Below are 17526 nucleotides of genomic sequence, written 5' to 3' on the forward strand. Positions count from 1 at the left end.
AGACACGCGCGAAGGGGGTGTCTGCCTATATAACGGACGGATCCTGAGCGAAATCAGTGACGTAGTGCCATGCCGAAAAGCGTTCGTCGAGTTGTTTGCGGGAGAGGCGGCGCAGTGGATGTCTTCGGTCGGCCTACTCTTGTACATCTCGCACCGACTATCCGTAGTACTTGGCATTCTCTAGCCACGCCGCTTAAAGCGCGTCGATGTCAGAAGGCTCGCATGCGCATCGTCTATCTGAGCCAAGCCGCGCTCGATCAAACGCGGCTGGAGATAACTGAAGTTTAAGCGTACATGGGCTGCACCGCTCGGTCCATGGTGCTTTCCTTCGACGAGTTTCACATTGTGCTTCCGGCGCACCTCGCCGACCAATTCGGCGGAATCGACGCCTTCGGCAAGCGAGACCCAGAACGAAAATCCACCACTCGGAATCTCGTAATCCCGTTTGCAGAATCGGCAGGCCTGTAACAGCCTATGCATTGCGTCGCGCTTGCTCCGGTAGTGCGTCCTTAGGTGTTCGACGTGAGCGTCCAAAGACGACGACTGCAATAAGGCGAGCGCCATATTGCTGACAATGGGACTCACACCTCCATCGCATTTCAGGTGGGCCAGGCGGTCGACAATTTCCGGCTCGGCCAGCACCCAGCCTACGCGAAGCCCGGGGCCTGAGATTTTGGAGAAGCTATGCACATTGATGATGTTACCACCCGCCTGCAGAACCTCAGGTGACGCGCCATCATAGGGCAACTCGCTATAAACCAGGTCCTGCACCAGCCGCACGCCGTTGCGGGACAGGAGAGCCTCCACCTCGACCATATGCCGGTGTGCAAAGTATCGTCCAGTCGGATTGTGGAACGCCGGAGTGGTGTAGTACAACTTGGCTCGCCCCTTTGCGTGCAGCAATGCTTGTTCGAGCAGATCGAGGTCGACACCCGAGGAATCCGCACCTACTTGAACCACCGTCGCGCCCGCAATAGAGAAAATGCGCAACGCGCCGAGATAGGACGGGTCCTCGGTCAGCACGACGTCTCCTGGGTCGATAAAAGCATCGGCGAGCAGTTGCAGGGCTTGTGAAGCGCCGTTCGTCAGAATGACATTGCCACGCGCCATCCGGTACCTTTGGCCAAGCTGTCCGCGCAGTTCGGGAAGGCCATAGGCGTCGGTGTACTGCGGTAGGTCGGAGATGCTGACGCCCGTCTCGACGGAAAGCGGGTCCGGCCATTGCAGGCGGGCGAACGTCAAAGGATCGGGAAGCCCATAGGCGAAGTTGACTGTGTCCTTGCCTGAGGTGTAGTCGAATACCCCATAACTGAGCGAAGTGCGACTGCGCATCGACATGACTGGCTTCATCGTTGGTTACGCGGCATCGACGGCGCGCTGGAAGCGCGATTGATATTGGCGGATGAACGAGTCGGCAATCGGCATTCCGAACGGCGGAAATTCGGCCGTTGCTCTGGGAGGCGTAGCCAATAGCATGGCGTTTGCGCCGAGTGCCGGTGTCCAATTCTCGCCAAAGAACACGTTTCCATAGCGTTCGGCCAGCACTGGCATCACGGGATGGAGCATGCTCAGAAAGACGGATACGTGCACCGGCCGCCACGTTTCCGGGCTCGTGCCGAAGCCCGTCGCGACGAAGTATTCGTCAATCAGATCGAGGGCGTTCCAGAAGCGTACCTGGTCCATCGCGGTGATATAACGTTGGACTATGTCGTCGTGCGCCGGCGTAAGACCGCTTCCATCGACATTCGCCGAGTGCAGTGAATCGCGGCGGAGGGCGCTTTCCCACGCAAGGATGTGCGAAGCCGACCGGATCAGTTCGCCGATCTGGAAATCGTTATTGTTGGTGCCGAACGGCTTGGCAAGCCGAGCGAGCGCATAGCGCAACACACTCGGGTCGACCTGCCGGGATACTTCATCTGCCCAGAGTGCATGGTCGCGGCTAGTCGAGAATTTCTCGCCCTCCAATTTATAGAAGTCCTGGATCGAATGATTTGCCGGAAGCGGATAGCCGCGCGCAAGCAGACTGCCAGTCACACCGATGGTGTAGTAGAAGCGATTATCTTGGCCCATGAAAAACAGGAGGCGTGTATCGGGGTCGCGCATCACGGTGTCGTAGTCGACCTCGTCGCGCGCGCACTGCAAGCGGATCCCCGTCTCGAAACACCAAAGCCCTTCGAACCACGTCATCAACGTTTGCCCCGCAATCTTCGCGGGTGCTTCAAGTGTCACACCCCGGTCGAAAATGCGCGACATAGGCAGCGGCCGCAATTCGTCACGCAACCATGCACGCGCTTTACGCTGGATCGTTTGATCCCATTCACTTCCCTTGATCGCATCGTCAAGCATGGCTGCTATGCGAGGGACGTCGAAAACCGCCTGTTCGATGGGGCGAAGCGATAGCGGTTTGCCGCACGACGTGTGGACTGGCGCTCGCAACTTCGAGTGCTGTTGCGCCAAACCGCAGTTTTCGCACAAGTTGCTGTCGGTGGACGCATCGCACGCGGGGCAGCGGCCGACGGCAAGCGAATCGGCCACGAACTGGTCACAGTTTTCGCAGTAGAGTTGATGGCCATCACGCACATCAATGTAGCCTGCAGCTTCCAGCTCGCGAAAGATCTTCAGACTGTTCTGCTTGTGCGTAGCGTCCGTTGTTCTGACGAAGACATCGGGCTCGATGTGCATTGCCCGCAAGCAATCCATTATCTCGTCAATATGCAACTGCGCGACTTCGTCAATCGGACGACCGAGCTTGCGCGCCTTCACTACCGTATAGGTGCCATGCTCGTCCGCACCTGTGACGTGGTAGGCGCGGTGACCTCTCATACGTTGAAAGCGAACGAAAAGATCGGTGAGCAGATAGACCCCGCCAATATGGCCGAGATGCAGCTTGCCGTTCGGGCAGGGCGGTGCGGGGCAAACGAAAAAAGTGCGTGTGGTCACGTTAGTCCCACCATATCGATAGAAATTTCAGGCTCGCTGCCGGATCGGCATTGCGAATCGCGTGCTCCTGATTCGGCTCGATATAGAGCAGCGTTGAATCTGCCACTGGCCGCGCCTGACCATTCACCTCGAAGACTCCCTTGCCTGAAATGAGTACCCACAGTTCATGCTCGGAATGGGAGTGCAGATTGACAGCGCCCGCGGGCACGACCTCAACAATCGACGTGCCGAACGCTTTTGTCAGGCCAGCGGGCAGATGTTCGAGCAGCCGGCAAACTAGAACGCCGTATTCCGGCCGCATCATGGATGAGTCAATCTGCTTTGTGTACACGCACATCCTCCGGTGAATTACATTAGGTGCGATAGAAAATGCCATTTGGCGGCTTCAGATCGTGGATATCCGATTCCTTTCCTTCGGGTGGGTTGTAGGCACGCTTCAGTTTGTTGTATTCCGTACGCGTGGGGCCACCAGTTGAGGCGCGCTGGAACACCAGATAGAGCACGCGGCGCGAACGGTTACTTTTGTTGGGCTGCGAATAGTGCGGCGCGTAGTCGTCGAAGACGAAGATGTCGCCGGCCTTCCAGGGCACGGGTTCCCACTTGAACGTCTCGGTCACCTCCGGATGAATCACGCCGCCGGCGTCCATCGGAAACACACCTTTCTGATGGTTGCCCGGACTGAAGAACAGGCCGCCGTTGTCCGGACCGGAATCGTCGATGCCGATGGCGACCACGGCATGCACCATGCGTTCAGGAATGTTGTGCGGGATGTGATAGATGTCCTGATGCGGACGATAGCCGCCGCTGTCCGGGTACTTGAAGATGAGCAGTTCCTTGAGCATGCGGGTATCTTCATCGAGAAGCGATTCGACAGCCGTCTGGATACGCTTGTCGGCTAGCAACAAATCGCGCAGCTCATTGTTGAAGTCCAAAAAGTTCTCTACCTTTGAAACGATCCTGCGATCGTCCTCGGTCTTCTCGAACCACATCATCCATTTGTTGTCGCTGATTTCCCAGCGCGAGACATCGTTGACCAGAGCAGAAATCTTTTCGCGGGTGACCGGATCGAAAAAGCCCTCTACTTTTAGATATCCATCTTCATGCCACTTGGATTTTTGTGTTTCATTCAGCATACGAATCACCTCGTTAAAGAACGGAGTTTTCAAGGAGAAGTCAGGCGGCGAAATGTGCCTTCATTCGCATGACGCCGAGTAGCACGACATTGGCGAGTACGGCGCCTAGCAGGGCGACGAGCATTGCATCGGCGCCGAAAACGTGAATCAGGGCGCCACATAGGAAAGGGAATCCGAACAGACCGATGAAATAGGCAAGCGTAAAAATTTGCGAAGTCATCGGCACCGAAACGCCGTGGTCTTGGGCGAGGTTCACGGCCATGCCGTTCAGGGTCGAGTAGCTAAGTCCGTAGCCCGTGGCGAACAGCGCGGTAGCGACGATATAAAGCGTCGTGCTGCCGCGGTTCGACAGGAACAGTACGAGCGATGCGCCGGTCAGCAAAAACAATGCGAGCGCCAGTCGCGCGGGGTTGATGCGTCCCAGGCTTCTCGCGAGCGACAAGCGCAGTGCCACGCTGGTTATCGTGAACGTCAGGAAGAACAGGTCTGGCCTGAGGTTACGCGAGACGGCATAGGGTGTCTGGTAAGTCGCCAGCCCGGCGAAGACACAGGCTGCCAGTGCGATCATTGCGATCGGCACTGCTGTTCGTGCCCTGAGCAGGGCCAACGTGTCGGTCGCGGTAATGGCCACGCGCGTCATCGGCAAACAGGACCTATCCCTCATCGCCTCGCCGGCGATCTTGACGCAGACTGCCGCCACCGCGCATGCCGCAGCGAACAGAAGGTAGGCCAGCGCGATCGAGCCGGTATGTTGGGCGATCAGGCGGCTCAAAGGCGCCGCCATGCCTAGGCCGGCCATTTGCGTGCCGGAGACGAAGGTCAGGTACTGGATACGCGCGTTGGGGCACAGATGATGGATGATTTGCAGCGGCGCGAGTATGAAGAACACGGACCACCCAGCGCCCAACAGCAAACCGCCTGCATAGACGGCACGAATGTCCATTGGCGCAGCGGCGAAGCAGAGCATGCTGCCTGCCATGACGAGCGAGGCCAGCGCAATGGTCGGCATGACACCGATACGCTGGGCTATGCGCCCAGCCACGCAGCAGCAGATCATGGTCGAGACCATGCCGCTCGAAATCACGGCGCCGGCGACATCGCTCTTCATGCCCAGGGATTGCAGGTACTCGGGCAGGAGAAAACTCGTCCCGTACGAAGCGGCGATCACCAGTGAAGCGATCAGAAACGGAATGAACGCCCGTAATTGGAGGGATGCCGGCAAGTGCTCGGCGTGTGAGATCGCACGCTCGCCGGTCGATAGATAAACGGAGGAGCTAGTCATGCGCTTACGCCACTGCCGGATGACGCGAGGCCTGATGCGCGTCGCACAGTATCGATCCTGCTTCAGTCTCCTGATCCTCAAGACTGTCGAGCAGTTGCCGGTCCGGAACATCCGGATAGAACGCACGACCTAGCAGACTGTTGATGATGCGGGTGTTCCTGTACGCGACCAGCGAAAGATTGACGCTTTGCAGGCCATGCTGGACGCGGCTTTGGTTTTGCAGATACACGGGACCGGGCATTGGCGCATCGAAGCGCACGGCGTAATCGGGATCGAGCGTTGGCAGACCGTCTTCACGGCTTGCGCCGTCGAGCAGCTTCTGAACGAATGGCAAATGGCGCGGCTGAAAACCGGTTGCCAGGATGATTCTGTCCGCGCTTATGCCGTTGCGCTGCGACGTGACGAGCGAGGTCAACCCGATATGCCAGCGACCGCTGCGGCGTGTGATCTCGTCCATCGTCACCGAAGGCAACAGACGAAAGCAGTCGGCTAGCGTGCTATGGACGCTGCGTTCGTACAACGCTTCATAGAGCCGGTTGCACAGGCTGGCGGAGATGCCGTCGCTGGTGAGCTTTTCGCTTTCGACAATGGCCCGGCGCTGCTGGATCGGCAGCGTGTGAAAGCGTTGGCTATAACTGGGTATGTATGCTTCATTGACAAATGCGTTGTCGTCCATCGCAAACAGATTGGCGCGCGACGTCGCCCAAGTGATCTTGTCGGGACCTGACTCGGTCAGCATGTGCTCGACGACTTCCGCGCCGCTCTGCCCGCCGCCCACCACCAGCACATGTTCGTCTTCGCTGAACGGTTTCCGGTTAAGGTAGTCGTCAACGTGATAGACCGTCTCGCCAACCACCTGCCGCGCACATGCCGGCACCTTGGGTTCGACCCCGACCCCGACCACTACCGCGCGCGCATGATATGTGCGCGCGGTGGTGGTCACGCAATAGCCCTTATTGCAAGGCCTGATATCGATCACCTCCTCGCCGAATCGAAGCGTGTCCAGGCATTGCGCGACCCATTGGTAATAGTGGGTGAACTCACGTCGCGACGTGCTGTTTCCACCTTTATTCACGAAGCTGTACAGGCGTCGATGTACAGCGAGATAGTTGAGAAAGGAATAGGGGCTTGTGGGATTCACCAGGGTCACGCAATCCTTGAGCGGCGACACCTGGAGTTGACTTTGGGGCAGCATGAGCCCCGGATGCCAGGAGAATTTTATGCGCTTCTCAAAGAAGAGCGCTCGCAAACCGGTGGGCTGAATGAGCGCCGCGAGGCTTAGATTGAACGGTCCGATACCAATACCGATGACGTCTAGCATGTCCATAGGAACTTGTTCCGCCGTTAGAGGGGAATTGGCCAACCGAGATAGTGCAGCGCAATTCCCGTGGACTAAGATTGAGGCGGTGGTGCCGGCGTACTGCGTAGCCGATGCCCGCTGCAGGAAAACGAAAGCAGTCGATGACGATCGCTTTTCTTCCCAATAGCGGCATTCTGACCAGCACTATGCTTGGTTTGACATTACCTCGGGCCGCCTGAGTGAATCATACGAGGAATTGAGAAGCTGAACACTTTGAACATACGCAAACCTTGCGGTGCGTCAATTGTCCACGCGTGTTGCGGCAGTGGTGCACCAACGTCATGCGCTCAAAGGTCGAGCCGATGAAGGAAGTGGCGCGAATGATTCACCAGCACTTCGATGGCATCGTCGCCTGGACTCAGACCCGCCAGACCAACGGCTTCATCGAGGCCATCAAGGCTTGTTTCAAGCTGCCAAGCGCAAGGCTCGCGGTGACACGCGCTTCACGACGATGCGCACCGTCCTCTTTCTCATCGCCGGCAAGCTGGATTTCTCCAGCTTTAACCCGCACGCCCCGTGAGCCCCATTACCCACTGCATTTTGAAGAAGATGCCACGTTTCCGAGGATGGCATCGAGGTTCCGCAGGTCGATGAGCAACCTCCGCCCGGGATAAGTGCTTGCGAAAATCGAGCCAAGGGAGGCCGGCTGATCGTCTTCGGACCGTAGCGATAGAGCGAGCTGCCGGGACAATTGACCGCGTCGTACTGACCACTGAGCTGCAACGTCAGCAATCTTCGAACGGCAACGTAGCGAAAAGTGTTTCGTCGACTGACGGCGACAGACCAGTCCTGGTCAGTAACAAACCATCGCACCACACACGTTCGACGCGTCCCCACGCACAGGCTGAAGCAGCGTCCGGGAAGAAACCTCGTCCGTGATAGTTGGCGCTCGTGTTGCAGAGCAACGGAATACCCGTCAGCTTTTCGTATTCGACCAGAAGTTGCGCCACCGGATGCTCGGAAGTTCTCGAAATGGTCTGCAATCGGGCAGATCCGTCGAGATGCACGACGGCAGGGATTCTTTCTCGCCATTCCGCGCGCGTCTGATGATCGAACAACATATAGGGATCAGGGCTCCCCGGGCTAAAAATGGTCGGCGCACGATCCTCAAGGCAAATTGGCGCAACGGGACGGAAGTGCTCTCGAAACTTGATGTCGTTGAGATGATCCTTCATTGTGGGCAAAGTCGCGGCGGCCAGAATGCTTCTGCCCCCCAATGCTCGTGGTCCGAGTTCGGCTCGGCCGGCAAGGAAAATGACGGGCTTGCTAGTGGCGAGTATGCTGGCGAGTTCTGCAATGGAGCAAGTAGACGCCGTCCATCCGGGCGGTACTTGGCAACCTTTTAAGGCCGGTCCGCTATATACCGACCACTCCAGCGGCACGAAGCCCTTCTCGACTGCCAGCGCGCAACAAGCGGCGCCAATCGCAGACCCGCTATCGTTGGGAAACGGCGGCACCCAGATTGCGTCGAACAAACCGCTTGCGCGCAGGGCGCTGTTCCATTTGATATTGAGTCCGCATCCGCCGGCGATGCACAGATTTTTCGGCCCCGCAATCGAATGGCGCTGCAGCGCGATACCCATTTCATCAACGAGAAGACGCTCGAGGAATACATGGAACGAGGCGAGTACGTCTTCGGGCGGCTTGGCTTCCAGTCGCAGCGCGCTTGCTTCGAAGAACTCTCCTACAGCCGCTAGTGACGCGTCCGCGCTGTGGATGTTCTCGCGATAAGCTTGCGCACACTCCGTGTCGCCAGCAAAGCGTGCCTGATAAAGCTCGCGAAATACCTCAACGATATCTTCGTCAACGGAGCCCAGCGCGATGTAAGCCATCAGCTTGCCGGCCACACCCAGATCCCACCGGGCGCCGCCCGGCTTCTTATAAGGACCAAAGTGATGACCCGCCGCAGCGTAGATGTGACCTATCACGGGGAACAGGCAGTCAATATGGCGGGCGTGGTGGCGTTCTACATGATAGAGGCGTGGGACGATGCCACCATCCCACACCAAACAGAATGCAGGTTGCCCGCTTTGGGCAAAGGGACTGGTGCAGTACGCGGAGGCCACATGGCCTGACACGTGAGGATAGCTTTTATAAGGAAAGGACTGGCCCCCGACAAGCAGTCCGGAGCCGTCGATCGAAGCGAGAAGATCATCGGCTTGGCGTTCGGCATAAGGGGCCCCTTTCAGGCTGACGGGAATCGACCCACTGAGGACGCGAAACTGCGACTCGACTACTCCGTCCCAGCCGTCGATGACAAACTGGTCGATATCGTGCGCATCGAAACCATGCTCGGCCAATGCGATCGCGATCGCGTCGAGGTCGTCGATTGCCTGATACCGCGGATTGTTGTCTCGCTTTTCCTGCTCCACGCAAAAAACCAGTTTTCCATCCTCGACAAGGGCGATCGCTCCGTCGTGCGTCAGTTTGATCCCACAGATGCGCATAATATCTCCCGGCCTAAGGCTGGTAAGTTGGTCCACACGAAGGCGAAGCCGCGTTTCGAAAACTGGCGAGCAGACAGTCTTCATTCAACGACTGACCGACGCACCTCAAACGATCGATTTCAACCAGCTCTTCTTCCAGGATGGCTATGACCGTCTCGGCTCCGGCAATGTGGCCCCATCGCCGGCAATTGGCGTCATGTGCCGATCCGAAAACCAGCTGTCCACCGGGCGCAAGCATCCGTGCTAAATTGCGGACAGCCGCGCGCACCTCGGCGCTGCCGTCGAGGTAATAAAGAACCTCCGCCACCACGACCAGATCGAACTGTTGCTCAGTCGAAAAATGCTGGACATCGGAGACGATCCAATTGATGTGTGGTGGGTCCATCATCCGTTCGCGTGTCCTGGCAATTGCGTGTGGCACGATATCGATCACGGTGAGCCGTTGGCAGTGCGGTGCCAATATTTCCGTGAAGGCTCCGCCTGCGCATCCGACTTCGAGCGCATTTGTGACGGATCCCTGCGAAAGTGCCATCCGAAGCATTTGCCTGTGGCGCTCCTGCTCAAAGGGATTGCTGTCGAGCCGCCATGGATCGTCTGCGTCCAATTCCCGACGCAGCAATTCGAAGTTCGTTTGATGTGTCAATTCCGCCTACCTTTATGGTGCGCCACTGCAAGTGTCCGGACCTTGGGCCGGGACTGGTGCTCCGTTGGACACCGGCGTGTTGGTACAAGAACTACACGGCGGCCAAACGCTATTGTTTAACGTTCTAGACAAATAGCTCGCGAGCGCTGTTACCTGGTTTCAGATCTTCAGCCACTCATTGGAAGGGCGTCGTTACCGTGACAACGCCCGTGAGGGATGTAGCCGAACCCGACGCTGTTCCCACAATCCGCGCAGCTCCTCGACGAGGGCTTCACGTCGAGTCTGCTCAGGCGTAAATGTATCGAGAAGATGTCCGATTACGGCTTCGCCTTCGATCTGCATCAGCAGATCGAACAACTCATGTGAAATACGCACACTGTCACAGTTGGAGCCGCCGGTGCGAATTTCGCACACCGTCTCCTGACGATCCCGCGCTGTGTGAGCGCGGACTCGATAGAGCGATGCATAGGGCGGCAGTGAAACCGCGAGCGCAGTCCAATGTTCCTGCGTTGCGGGCCGCTTTTTGACGAGGAACGGCCCGACCACAAGTCCATCCAGCTCTGTCGTCAGAAATGTGGCAATCGCGTCTGCAACCGAATCTACGATCGGCTCAGCGTTGTTATTAAAGGAAGTATTGAGCAGAATTGGGATTCCTGTCCGCTTCTTGAACGCATTAATAACCTCCCAATAGGGGGGATTGGTCTTGCGCGATACTGTTTGCAGCCGCGCTGTACCGTCAATGTGCGTGATGGCGCCGAGCAAGGGACGCTTGGAGTCGCGCACGCGAACTACAAAATTCATAAAAGGGAATTCGCAGGTGCGCTCTGGGAGGTCAAAAAATTCGCGCGCATCGTCCTCGAGCACTGATGGCGCGAACGGTCGGTAACCCTCACGCTTTTTGACCATGGCGTTGATCCGGTCCTTGTTTGCCGCCGGCCTGGGATCGGCAAGAATGCTGCGGTTGCCAAGCGCGCGTGGCCCGAACTCCGAACGACCCTGCACCCAGCCGATCACGGCGCCATTGGCCATCCAGTCCGCTGCTCTGCCTGCCACGTCATCACTGCGTTCAACGTCGAGGTGTCCGGCCCACGCATTCAATTCTTGCTCCACGACCAGATCGCTCCCCAGATCGGGCCCCCAATAAACCTCCTGTAATCGCTCACGTGGCGCGGGCCGACCGAAGTCGTTTGACATCATCAGCGCAGCGCCTAATGCGCAACCGGCGTCATGCGCTGCGGGCTGCACGAAGATGTCTTCGAAAAGTCCCGAATACAGCAGCTTACCGTTCATGGTGCAGTTATGAGCTACTCCTCCGGCTATACACAGCCGCTTCATACCGGTGACCTCGCGATGATGGCGGAGAATGTGAAACACGATCCGCTCCAGCGCTTCCTGCAATGAAGCACCCACATCTCGATGCTGCTGTGTGAATGGCATTCCCTTTCGCCGGACCTGGATGCTGCGGAGCAGCGTCGGACCGATGCGGTCCAGGTATACGCGGTACTCACCGTTGGCGGACAGTTGATAGAATTGCTCGAAGAGCCCGCGATAGGGAGCGGGATCCCCATAAGGTGCAAGCCCCATGACCTTGTATTCGTCGAACAAGCCGTAACCGAGATACCGGATTGTTTCGAGATAAAACAGCCCTAGAGAATTATGCTCTGCGAAAGTCGCGAGTTGCGTAATTTCGGTTCCAGATCCGAGCGCCAAGAGCCCTGAGAGGAAATCACCGCCGCCATCGACCGCGAGGATCAGACTTTGGTCGAATCCAGACATCGCAAACGCGCTCACGGCATGCGCCAGATGGTGACTCACGAATGAGACTCGCGAAGGATCGACCTCGGTACCGAATTCCCGCATTAGTAAGTTACGCAGAAACAGCTTGGCATCCACCGGATTGGAGATGTTCGGCTGGGACAGGCACAGGCGTTCGAGCATAACGTTGCAATAGGCCTCGGTAGCGTAAAACGCGATGTGGTCGATATCGCTGAGCTGAATCCCTGCGGATGCGAGGCAGTATTGAATTGAACTGCTCGGGAACTTGTTAGAGTGCTTGATCCGGTTGAGGCGCTCCTCTTCGACGGCCGCTATTACGCGTCCGTCCCGGACAAGCACCGCAGCGCCGTCGTGCAGAAATGTGTTCGGCAGTTCGAGTGAATTTTCATGAACTTTGTCTAGCCCGCCGCTCACTCCTAAGCACAGCATGTTTCTCTCCTTCATCGTGGTAGGAAGCCCCTATTGGCAAGACTCGAACCCCTACCACATAAGTAAGGTAGGGTATCGCTCGCCGCTGCGAACACCGGTCAGACGTCACCAGCCCCAAAGAATCTCGCGTAGGGTCCGTCTGCAAAATGGCGCCGCAATTCATGAAAATTCTGTACCGTTTGGTCCAGGGTCGCGTTTCTTGGCGCTGAAGGATGGCGCGACCAGAAAGCTGAAGCGCTGGAACCCCGAGGAAATCCCCAATCGTTGCCAAACATGCGGCTGGTTCGCGAGGAGGGCTCCCGATGCATGTGATTGATCGACAACTGCTGCAACGTCATTTCCTCGGCTTTGCTCAGTTCTACGACACACTGCATCCAATACCCCGGCACCACGAAGGTGCCAGCAGGTTTGCGAAATTCAATCGGATTTACAAGGAACACTATCCTCCATGCCGTACAATTCGTAAAATCGTTTGTCTTGATGGAACACATCCACACTATGGATAAGTTGGGATCATGCGTTTCAAAGGCCTCGATCTAAATCTCCTCGTCGCGCTCGATGCTCTGATGACCGAGCGTAACCTCACTGCGGCGGCACGCAGCATCAACCTGAGCCAGCCGGCCATGAGCGCGGCCGTCGCCAGGCTACGCGCCTATTTCTGCGACGAACTATTTACGATGAGGGGCCGGGAACTTGTCCCAACACCGCGTGCAGAAGGGCTCGCTGCTCCAGTCCGGGAGGCTCTGGTGCACATCCAGCTCTCCGTTATTTCCCAGGACGTGTTCAACCCAGCCAAATCGGATCGCCGCTTCAGGATCATTCTTTCCGATTTCATGACAGTCGTATTTTTTCGAAAGATCGTGGAGCGTATTGCACGGGAAGCTCCCGCCGTCAGTTTCGAATTGCTGCCACTTGCCGATGACCCCGATGAGGTTCTCCGGCGCGGCGAAGCCGATTTTCTTATCTTGCCGGAATTTTTCATGTCGAGCGCGCACCCTAAAGCGAAGCTGTTCGAGGAGACGCTCGTGTGCGTAGGCTGCCGCACGAACCAGCAGCTATCAGGGCAACTCACATTCGAGAGATATATGTCGATGGGGCACGTTGTGGTCAAGTTCGGGCGGGCGCGGCAGCCCTCCATCGAGGAATGGTTTTTGCTTCAGCACGGTCTCAAGAGACGGGACGAGGTCATCGTGCCGAGCTTTAGCATGATCCCGCCTATGCTATTAAACACTGACCGTATAGGGACGATGCCGTTAAGGCTGGTCAAGTATTTCGAAAAAGCGATGCCTCTGCGGATCGTCGAACTTCCGCTGCCACGTCCCGCATTCACCGAGGCCGTCCAATGGTCTGCCCTTCACAACAGTGATCCGGCAAGCAATTGGATGCTGGAGATAATATTGCAGGAGGCGTCACGCATGATTCCTCCGCCTAAGACCACGCGAAGACCAATCCAGCCAAGTTAGGAAATGGGATCTTTCAGCAAGGTTTTTGCGGCATGGATTTGTGGGGTTTCGGGGGTTTTGTGGCGATATAACGTGTATCGGCACACCGGGCCTCATTCGGCGCGGTGACGGCAAACGCCTGATCGAGCAGGTTCGGCGCGACCGGCAAGCCGTGTGTCAATCTGGTTGTTGCCTTGATTTGCGTTTCTGGTTGCAACGCAACCCCTGCTTGCGACGCGGTCTCTTTATCGGATGTACGCCGAATTGTCGGCAGCGCTGGGCTACCGGTTTCCACGGCTCGCTGAAAAAGCGTCCACGGCATGAAGCGAAAAAAATCCTCTACAAGCACGTGTGCGAGCGCGAGGCGTTGATTATCTGCAAGGCTTCAAACTGCGGCGATTGTGCCGATTTCGCGGATTGCTTCGGGCCAGAATGAAGATCTGACTGTCTAGGTAGGCCAGCGTGCGCGCCCGCGCGAAGTGTGCGGTGAGCGTCGGCTTTGACTACTGAAACGATCGCCATGAACTGCAATGGAGTTCTGCCATAGCCATGCCGGGGACATATTGTCAATCTGTCAGTTGATCTTCCGGCGGCGATTATCGGGATCCGGACTGTGCGAGCAAGGCTTCCACGACGTCCAAGCCTATGCAATCGATCGGGTCCAGCCTGCGCAGCTTGGCGATCAGCCTCAGTGCAACGGCGCGCTCACCGCGCCGCACGCTGATGAACGCGAGCGCCTTCAGTGTGAAGAGCCAGAAGCGGCCCGGACCAGGAATGGTGAAGTCGGTGTCGCCCGGCTGTACCGCACACCAGTCGCTGTCGAGCGATGCCTGCCGGGCGGCAACCGCCAAAGCCTTGGTCGCGACCTCCTGCGCCTCGCCAAGTTCACCCCGGTTCGCATGGAACTTATACAGCAGATAGTAGGGGGGCAGGCAGCGCGGGTACGACAGGACCGCAGTCCACAACGCGGCGGCCACATCGTCGTTGCTGCCGCCGCGGGTTCTCTCGATCAGCTGTAGCACGGGGGAGGGAACATTGCCGCCGAAGAGAACGGTCGATTCGATACCAGTAATGAGATTCATCAATTTGCTCCGATATGATGAGGCGTCCGGCCGCTTTTGCAGCGCTCGGAAGCCGATGTGACGATGGATGTGTTTGTCTACGCGAACCTGAACTGGATGCGATTCCCGCCGCGCGGACACGCCCATTCGAGGTTGTGATGGTCCGTGCACAGAATGCGGCAACTACGGGTCAATGTTCAGCTCAGTGCAGTCGGCGGTGAGGCCGGTCAAGAGCGTCGTTGCGACAGATCCGGCGAGATCCCGGGCCATCGAGGTTGCACCGAGCAGCAGAATCTCGGCGCGGTACTTGTTGACCAGGTCGGTCAGCCCCTTCGTGAACGGTTCGTTGCGATGGCCGGGCGACACAGTGTCGTGAATCACATACGCTTTGTCCGCGTCGAAACTGAACGCCTCACTGGCAAACTGCTCAGGCGGCTCGTCGGTACCGCCGAGCACGGCCACAGCGACACGACTGCCGAGTTTGTCGGCGAGCTTGTGCGCCTCACCGAGCAGCTCCCACGACACGCTATGCACGTGGCCGCGGTCGTGCTCGAGAAAGACCCAGACGCCCTGGTAGGCTTTCAGATGTTCGGGCAGATTGAGGTTACGGCCGGCGGCCCGTTTGACCGGCGCGGCCGGCTTCTTTTCCGAGGCAGCGGGCGAGTTCATGGGGCCCTCTTCATCAACAGGTCCGCCTCCAATGTCGGATGGCGAGCGAATATCTTGTGCACGAGTTTCAGCGACACGTCGCGCAGGCTGGACGCTTTGAAGACCTTTTGCTCCGCGGGCGTGGATACAACGAAGTCGTTGTAGGCCTTCTGCAGTAAGCATCGATAGACGGCGAGCACGGCCGTCGCGTTGTTACGCGGTAGTTCTTTCTGTTGCTCGATATACTGAAAGAAGCGCTTGAGGACGTGCAGGCGGCTCACGTTCACCACCTTCTTGTCGAATGCGATGTCGAAGAATCGCAGGAAATCCTCGGCCGACGACGGGTGACGCAGTTGTTCGATAACTTCTTGCATGTCGTTACTTCTATTGGACAAGTTTGGCCGCCATAACCACACTCACGACACCTTCACCCGCGTGCTGTGGGCTTGGGTCAGGAAGCGGCGCAGATCGCTTGCATTCGGCGCCTGCTTGTACTGCGTGACGAAAGAGCGGATGCGCGCAAGCAGGAGCGGGATGAGCCGCTCCGACACCCTCACGCCTAGAGCGTCGTAGGCCTCACGCACACTTTGAGATCCAGAATGTTTCCCGAGTATCGTCGACCGTTGCCGGCCGAGCTCTGCCGGATCGAATCCCTCGTAGGTCGTGGGGTGCTTCGCGAGGCCGTCGGTGTGAATGCCCGACTCGTGAGTAAAGATGCTCCTACCGATGATGCTCTTGTTGAAGGAAACTGCGCGGCCTGAGGCTTGTTCGACCAGCGACGAAATGTCGGGCAGCGCTCTGGTGTCGACGCCAGTGTCTCGTCGCAGCAGGTGCCGCACGCCCATCACGACTTCTTCCAGCGCTGCATTGCCGGCGCGCTCACCCAACCCGTTGACGGTGGTGCTCGCATGGGTCGCGCCGGCCCCAAGGGCGGCCAGGGTGTTGGCTGTGGCGAGCCCGAGGTCGTCGTGCGCATGGATTTCGATCTCCAGATCGACGGCGACGCGCAGCGCTGCAATGGCGTAGAAGGTCTTAAAGGGGTCCAGGATACCGACAGTGTCGGCAAAGCGCACGCGCTGGGCCCCGTGCTGCTGCGCGCATTGAGCCACTTCTATGAGAAATGAGGGATCCGCGCGCGAGGCGTCTTCCATGCCAAGGGAAATCTTGGGATGGTTTTTCGCTGCCTCGTCGACGACGCGTGCGATCTGCGCCAGGACCCAACTGCGCGACTGCCGCAGCTTGTGTTGCAATTGAATATCCGAAACGGGAACCGAGAGATGAACGATATCGGCATCGCAGCGCAATGCCGCGGTGAGATCCTCGTCCGTGAGGCGCCCCCAAACCATCAGACGGGCGTCGAGGTTCAGGTCGACGATCGCAGCGATGCACGCCATTTCGTCTTCGCCCATGGCAGGAATTCCGATTTCGAGTTCGGCCACGCCGGCTTGCGACAGTGCGGCGGCGATCGCGCATTTTTCCTCGGTGCGAAACGCGACACCGGCGGTCTGCTCGCCGTCACGAAGCGTCGTGTCATTGATGATCGGATTGAGCATGTCAGGTCTCTTGAGTTGTCGGCGATGGATCGCAAGCGTTGTGCCAAGCGAGCATCTACAGTCGGAGCACAATTTGCGGGATGTTGACCGGCACAATGTCGGGTTATGGCGGTGCATCATCCGATTGTTCGTGTCGCGAATGTTACGTTCCGGACAATGCGGCAGCGCTGGAGGTGGCTCGATCGGTTCCATCCGCTAGCGGACAGAATGTCGAACTGATGTCGGTGGCGTCCCGCAGCGTTTTCGGAATTTCCGATAGATCGGCATCCCGATAAGCGTCGCCGACAAGCGGGTCTGGCAATGCCAGCTTCTCGTCGATGCCCGCAAGCCCCGCCGCGATCAGGGCCGCAAAAGCGGGATACGGATTCAGATCCGCACCGCCAATGCGGCACTCAACGCGGACGGCGTCCGAGCCTTCGCCGTAAAGGCGGAAACCGACCGTCCGATTGTCTTGGCTCCATGCGACCTTGGTCGGCGGAAACGTACCGATCTGGAATCGCTTGTAGGAGTTGATGTGGGGCGCCAGAAAGAGGGTGATGTCCTTCGAATATTTCTGCAGGCCCCCAAGGTAATGGTGCATCAGATTGAGACGTTTATATGTGGATGCGGTACGAACGCTTTGCCGCGCGGGCAACGCTTCACAGGGGAATCTTCCTGTCCGTGCAAAATCTGGCGGTGGGCCAGTGCCGAGCTGATTGCGGTAAGGCTCAGAAGCTCCCAGGTTTCACGGAGTCGACGGATGCACAAATCGTTAGTCGGTAAGGGATTTTAGAAACCAACTGCTAGATTCTCAACGGAAAGCACGAGCGTCA

General features: G+C 57.9%; 15 protein-coding genes and 3 pseudogenes. 3 read left to right on the forward strand and 15 right to left on the reverse strand.

The genetic code is table 11. The features are described 5' to 3' along the window. Positions 1 to 180 precede the first annotated feature (180 nt). The 6 genes from OKW40_RS01700 to OKW40_RS01725 are packed head-to-tail and all read right to left on the reverse strand — an operon-like array spanning position 181 to position 6682. Positions 181 to 1338, reverse strand: coding sequence for a PLP-dependent aminotransferase family protein (locus OKW40_RS01700; RefSeq protein ID WP_184053397.1), 1158 nt, complete (start codon positions 1336 to 1338; stop codon positions 181 to 183). An 18-nt stretch (positions 1339 to 1356) separates the two neighbouring features. Further along, the gene (locus OKW40_RS01705; RefSeq protein ID WP_184053399.1) at positions 1357 to 2940 is read right to left on the reverse strand and encodes a class I tRNA ligase family protein; all 1584 of its coding nucleotides are present in this window, start codon (positions 2938 to 2940) and stop codon (positions 1357 to 1359) included. Position 2941: 1 nt separating this feature from the next. Then, entirely contained in the window at positions 2942 to 3277 is a 336-nt protein-coding gene (locus tag OKW40_RS01710) for a cupin domain-containing protein (RefSeq protein ID WP_184053551.1), read from the reverse strand. Between the two features lie 16 nt (positions 3278 to 3293). Then, positions 3294 to 4073 carry a phytanoyl-CoA dioxygenase family protein gene (locus OKW40_RS01715; RefSeq protein ID WP_184053401.1) on the reverse strand — a complete coding sequence of 260 codons (780 nt, stop codon included), beginning with the start codon at positions 4071 to 4073 and terminating at the stop codon, positions 3294 to 3296. A 40-nt stretch (positions 4074 to 4113) separates the two neighbouring features. Next, positions 4114 to 5355, reverse strand: a complete 1242-nt coding sequence (locus OKW40_RS01720; protein ID WP_429487860.1) for an MFS transporter — start codon at positions 5353 to 5355, stop codon at positions 4114 to 4116. A gap of 4 nt (positions 5356 to 5359) precedes the next feature. Further along, positions 5360 to 6682 carry a lysine N(6)-hydroxylase/L-ornithine N(5)-oxygenase family protein gene (locus OKW40_RS01725; RefSeq protein WP_184053405.1) on the reverse strand — a complete coding sequence of 441 codons (1323 nt, stop codon included), beginning with the start codon at positions 6680 to 6682 and terminating at the stop codon, positions 5360 to 5362. Positions 6683 to 6969: 287 nt separating this feature from the next. Here OKW40_RS01725 and OKW40_RS01730 point away from each other — a divergent pair. Further along, positions 6970 to 7235: pseudogene (locus OKW40_RS01730) on the forward strand (transposase); the annotation flags it as partial. Between the two features lie 205 nt (positions 7236 to 7440). On the opposite strand, the gene nodU reads toward OKW40_RS01730, so the two are convergent. The 3 genes from nodU to OKW40_RS01745 all read right to left on the reverse strand — a co-directional run bounded on the left by nodU (position 7441) and on the right by OKW40_RS01745 (position 12010). After that, positions 7441 to 9162 carry a nodulation protein NodU gene (nodU, locus tag OKW40_RS01735; protein ID WP_184038150.1) on the reverse strand — a complete coding sequence of 574 codons (1722 nt, stop codon included), beginning with the start codon at positions 9160 to 9162 and terminating at the stop codon, positions 7441 to 7443. Positions 9163 to 9175: 13 nt separating this feature from the next. Beyond that, positions 9176 to 9805, reverse strand: coding sequence for a nodulation methyltransferase NodS (nodS, locus tag OKW40_RS01740; RefSeq protein ID WP_184053409.1), 630 nt, complete (start codon positions 9803 to 9805; stop codon positions 9176 to 9178). Positions 9806 to 9997: 192 nt separating this feature from the next. Then, positions 9998 to 12010, reverse strand: coding sequence for a carbamoyltransferase family protein (locus tag OKW40_RS01745; protein ID WP_429402227.1), 2013 nt, complete (start codon positions 12008 to 12010; stop codon positions 9998 to 10000). 515 nt (positions 12011 to 12525) lie between these two features. Here OKW40_RS01745 and OKW40_RS01750 point away from each other — a divergent pair. Next, positions 12526 to 13473: a LysR family transcriptional regulator gene (locus OKW40_RS01750; protein WP_184053413.1), complete on the forward strand. Its 948-nt coding sequence runs from the start codon at positions 12526 to 12528 to the stop codon at positions 13471 to 13473. 58 nt (positions 13474 to 13531) lie between these two features. On the opposite strand, the pseudogene OKW40_RS01755 reads toward OKW40_RS01750, so the two are convergent. Continuing rightward, positions 13532 to 13719 (reverse strand): annotated as a pseudogene (locus OKW40_RS01755) (IS3-like element ISBvi4 family transposase); the annotation flags it as partial. 82 nt (positions 13720 to 13801) lie between these two features. Between OKW40_RS01755 and OKW40_RS01760 the strand changes: the two are divergent. Next, positions 13802 to 13888 (forward strand): nitrogen fixation protein NifQ, encoded by an 87-nt coding sequence (locus OKW40_RS01760; RefSeq protein WP_311541616.1) that lies wholly within the window; start codon positions 13802 to 13804, stop codon positions 13886 to 13888. Between the two features lie 160 nt (positions 13889 to 14048). Here OKW40_RS01760 and OKW40_RS01765 read toward each other — a convergent pair whose 3' ends face one another. From OKW40_RS01765 to OKW40_RS01785, 5 genes and pseudogenes are all read right to left on the reverse strand, one after another. Then, entirely contained in the window at positions 14049 to 14534 is a 486-nt protein-coding gene (locus tag OKW40_RS01765; RefSeq protein ID WP_184053415.1) for a hypothetical protein, read from the reverse strand. Positions 14535 to 14699: 165 nt separating this feature from the next. Next, positions 14700 to 15182: pseudogene (locus OKW40_RS01770) on the reverse strand (electron transfer flavoprotein subunit alpha/FixB family protein); the annotation flags it as partial. Next, positions 15179 to 15535, reverse strand: a complete 357-nt coding sequence (gene nifW / locus OKW40_RS01775; protein ID WP_260335095.1) for a nitrogenase-stabilizing/protective protein NifW — start codon at positions 15533 to 15535, stop codon at positions 15179 to 15181. The pseudogene OKW40_RS01770 and the gene nifW, both read right to left, overlap by 4 nt. A 42-nt stretch (positions 15536 to 15577) precedes the next feature. After that, positions 15578 to 16714, reverse strand: coding sequence for a homocitrate synthase (gene nifV / locus OKW40_RS01780; protein ID WP_184053418.1), 1137 nt, complete (start codon positions 16712 to 16714; stop codon positions 15578 to 15580). Positions 16715 to 16856: 142 nt separating this feature from the next. Further along, positions 16857 to 17348: a glutamine synthetase gene (locus OKW40_RS01785; protein ID WP_429402229.1), complete on the reverse strand. Its 492-nt coding sequence runs from the start codon at positions 17346 to 17348 to the stop codon at positions 16857 to 16859. Positions 17349 to 17526: the final 178 nt, after the last annotated feature.

The organism is Paraburkholderia sp. RAU6.4a, assembly GCF_050435625.1.
GTDB lineage: Bacteria > Pseudomonadota > Gammaproteobacteria > Burkholderiales > Burkholderiaceae > Paraburkholderia > Paraburkholderia tuberum.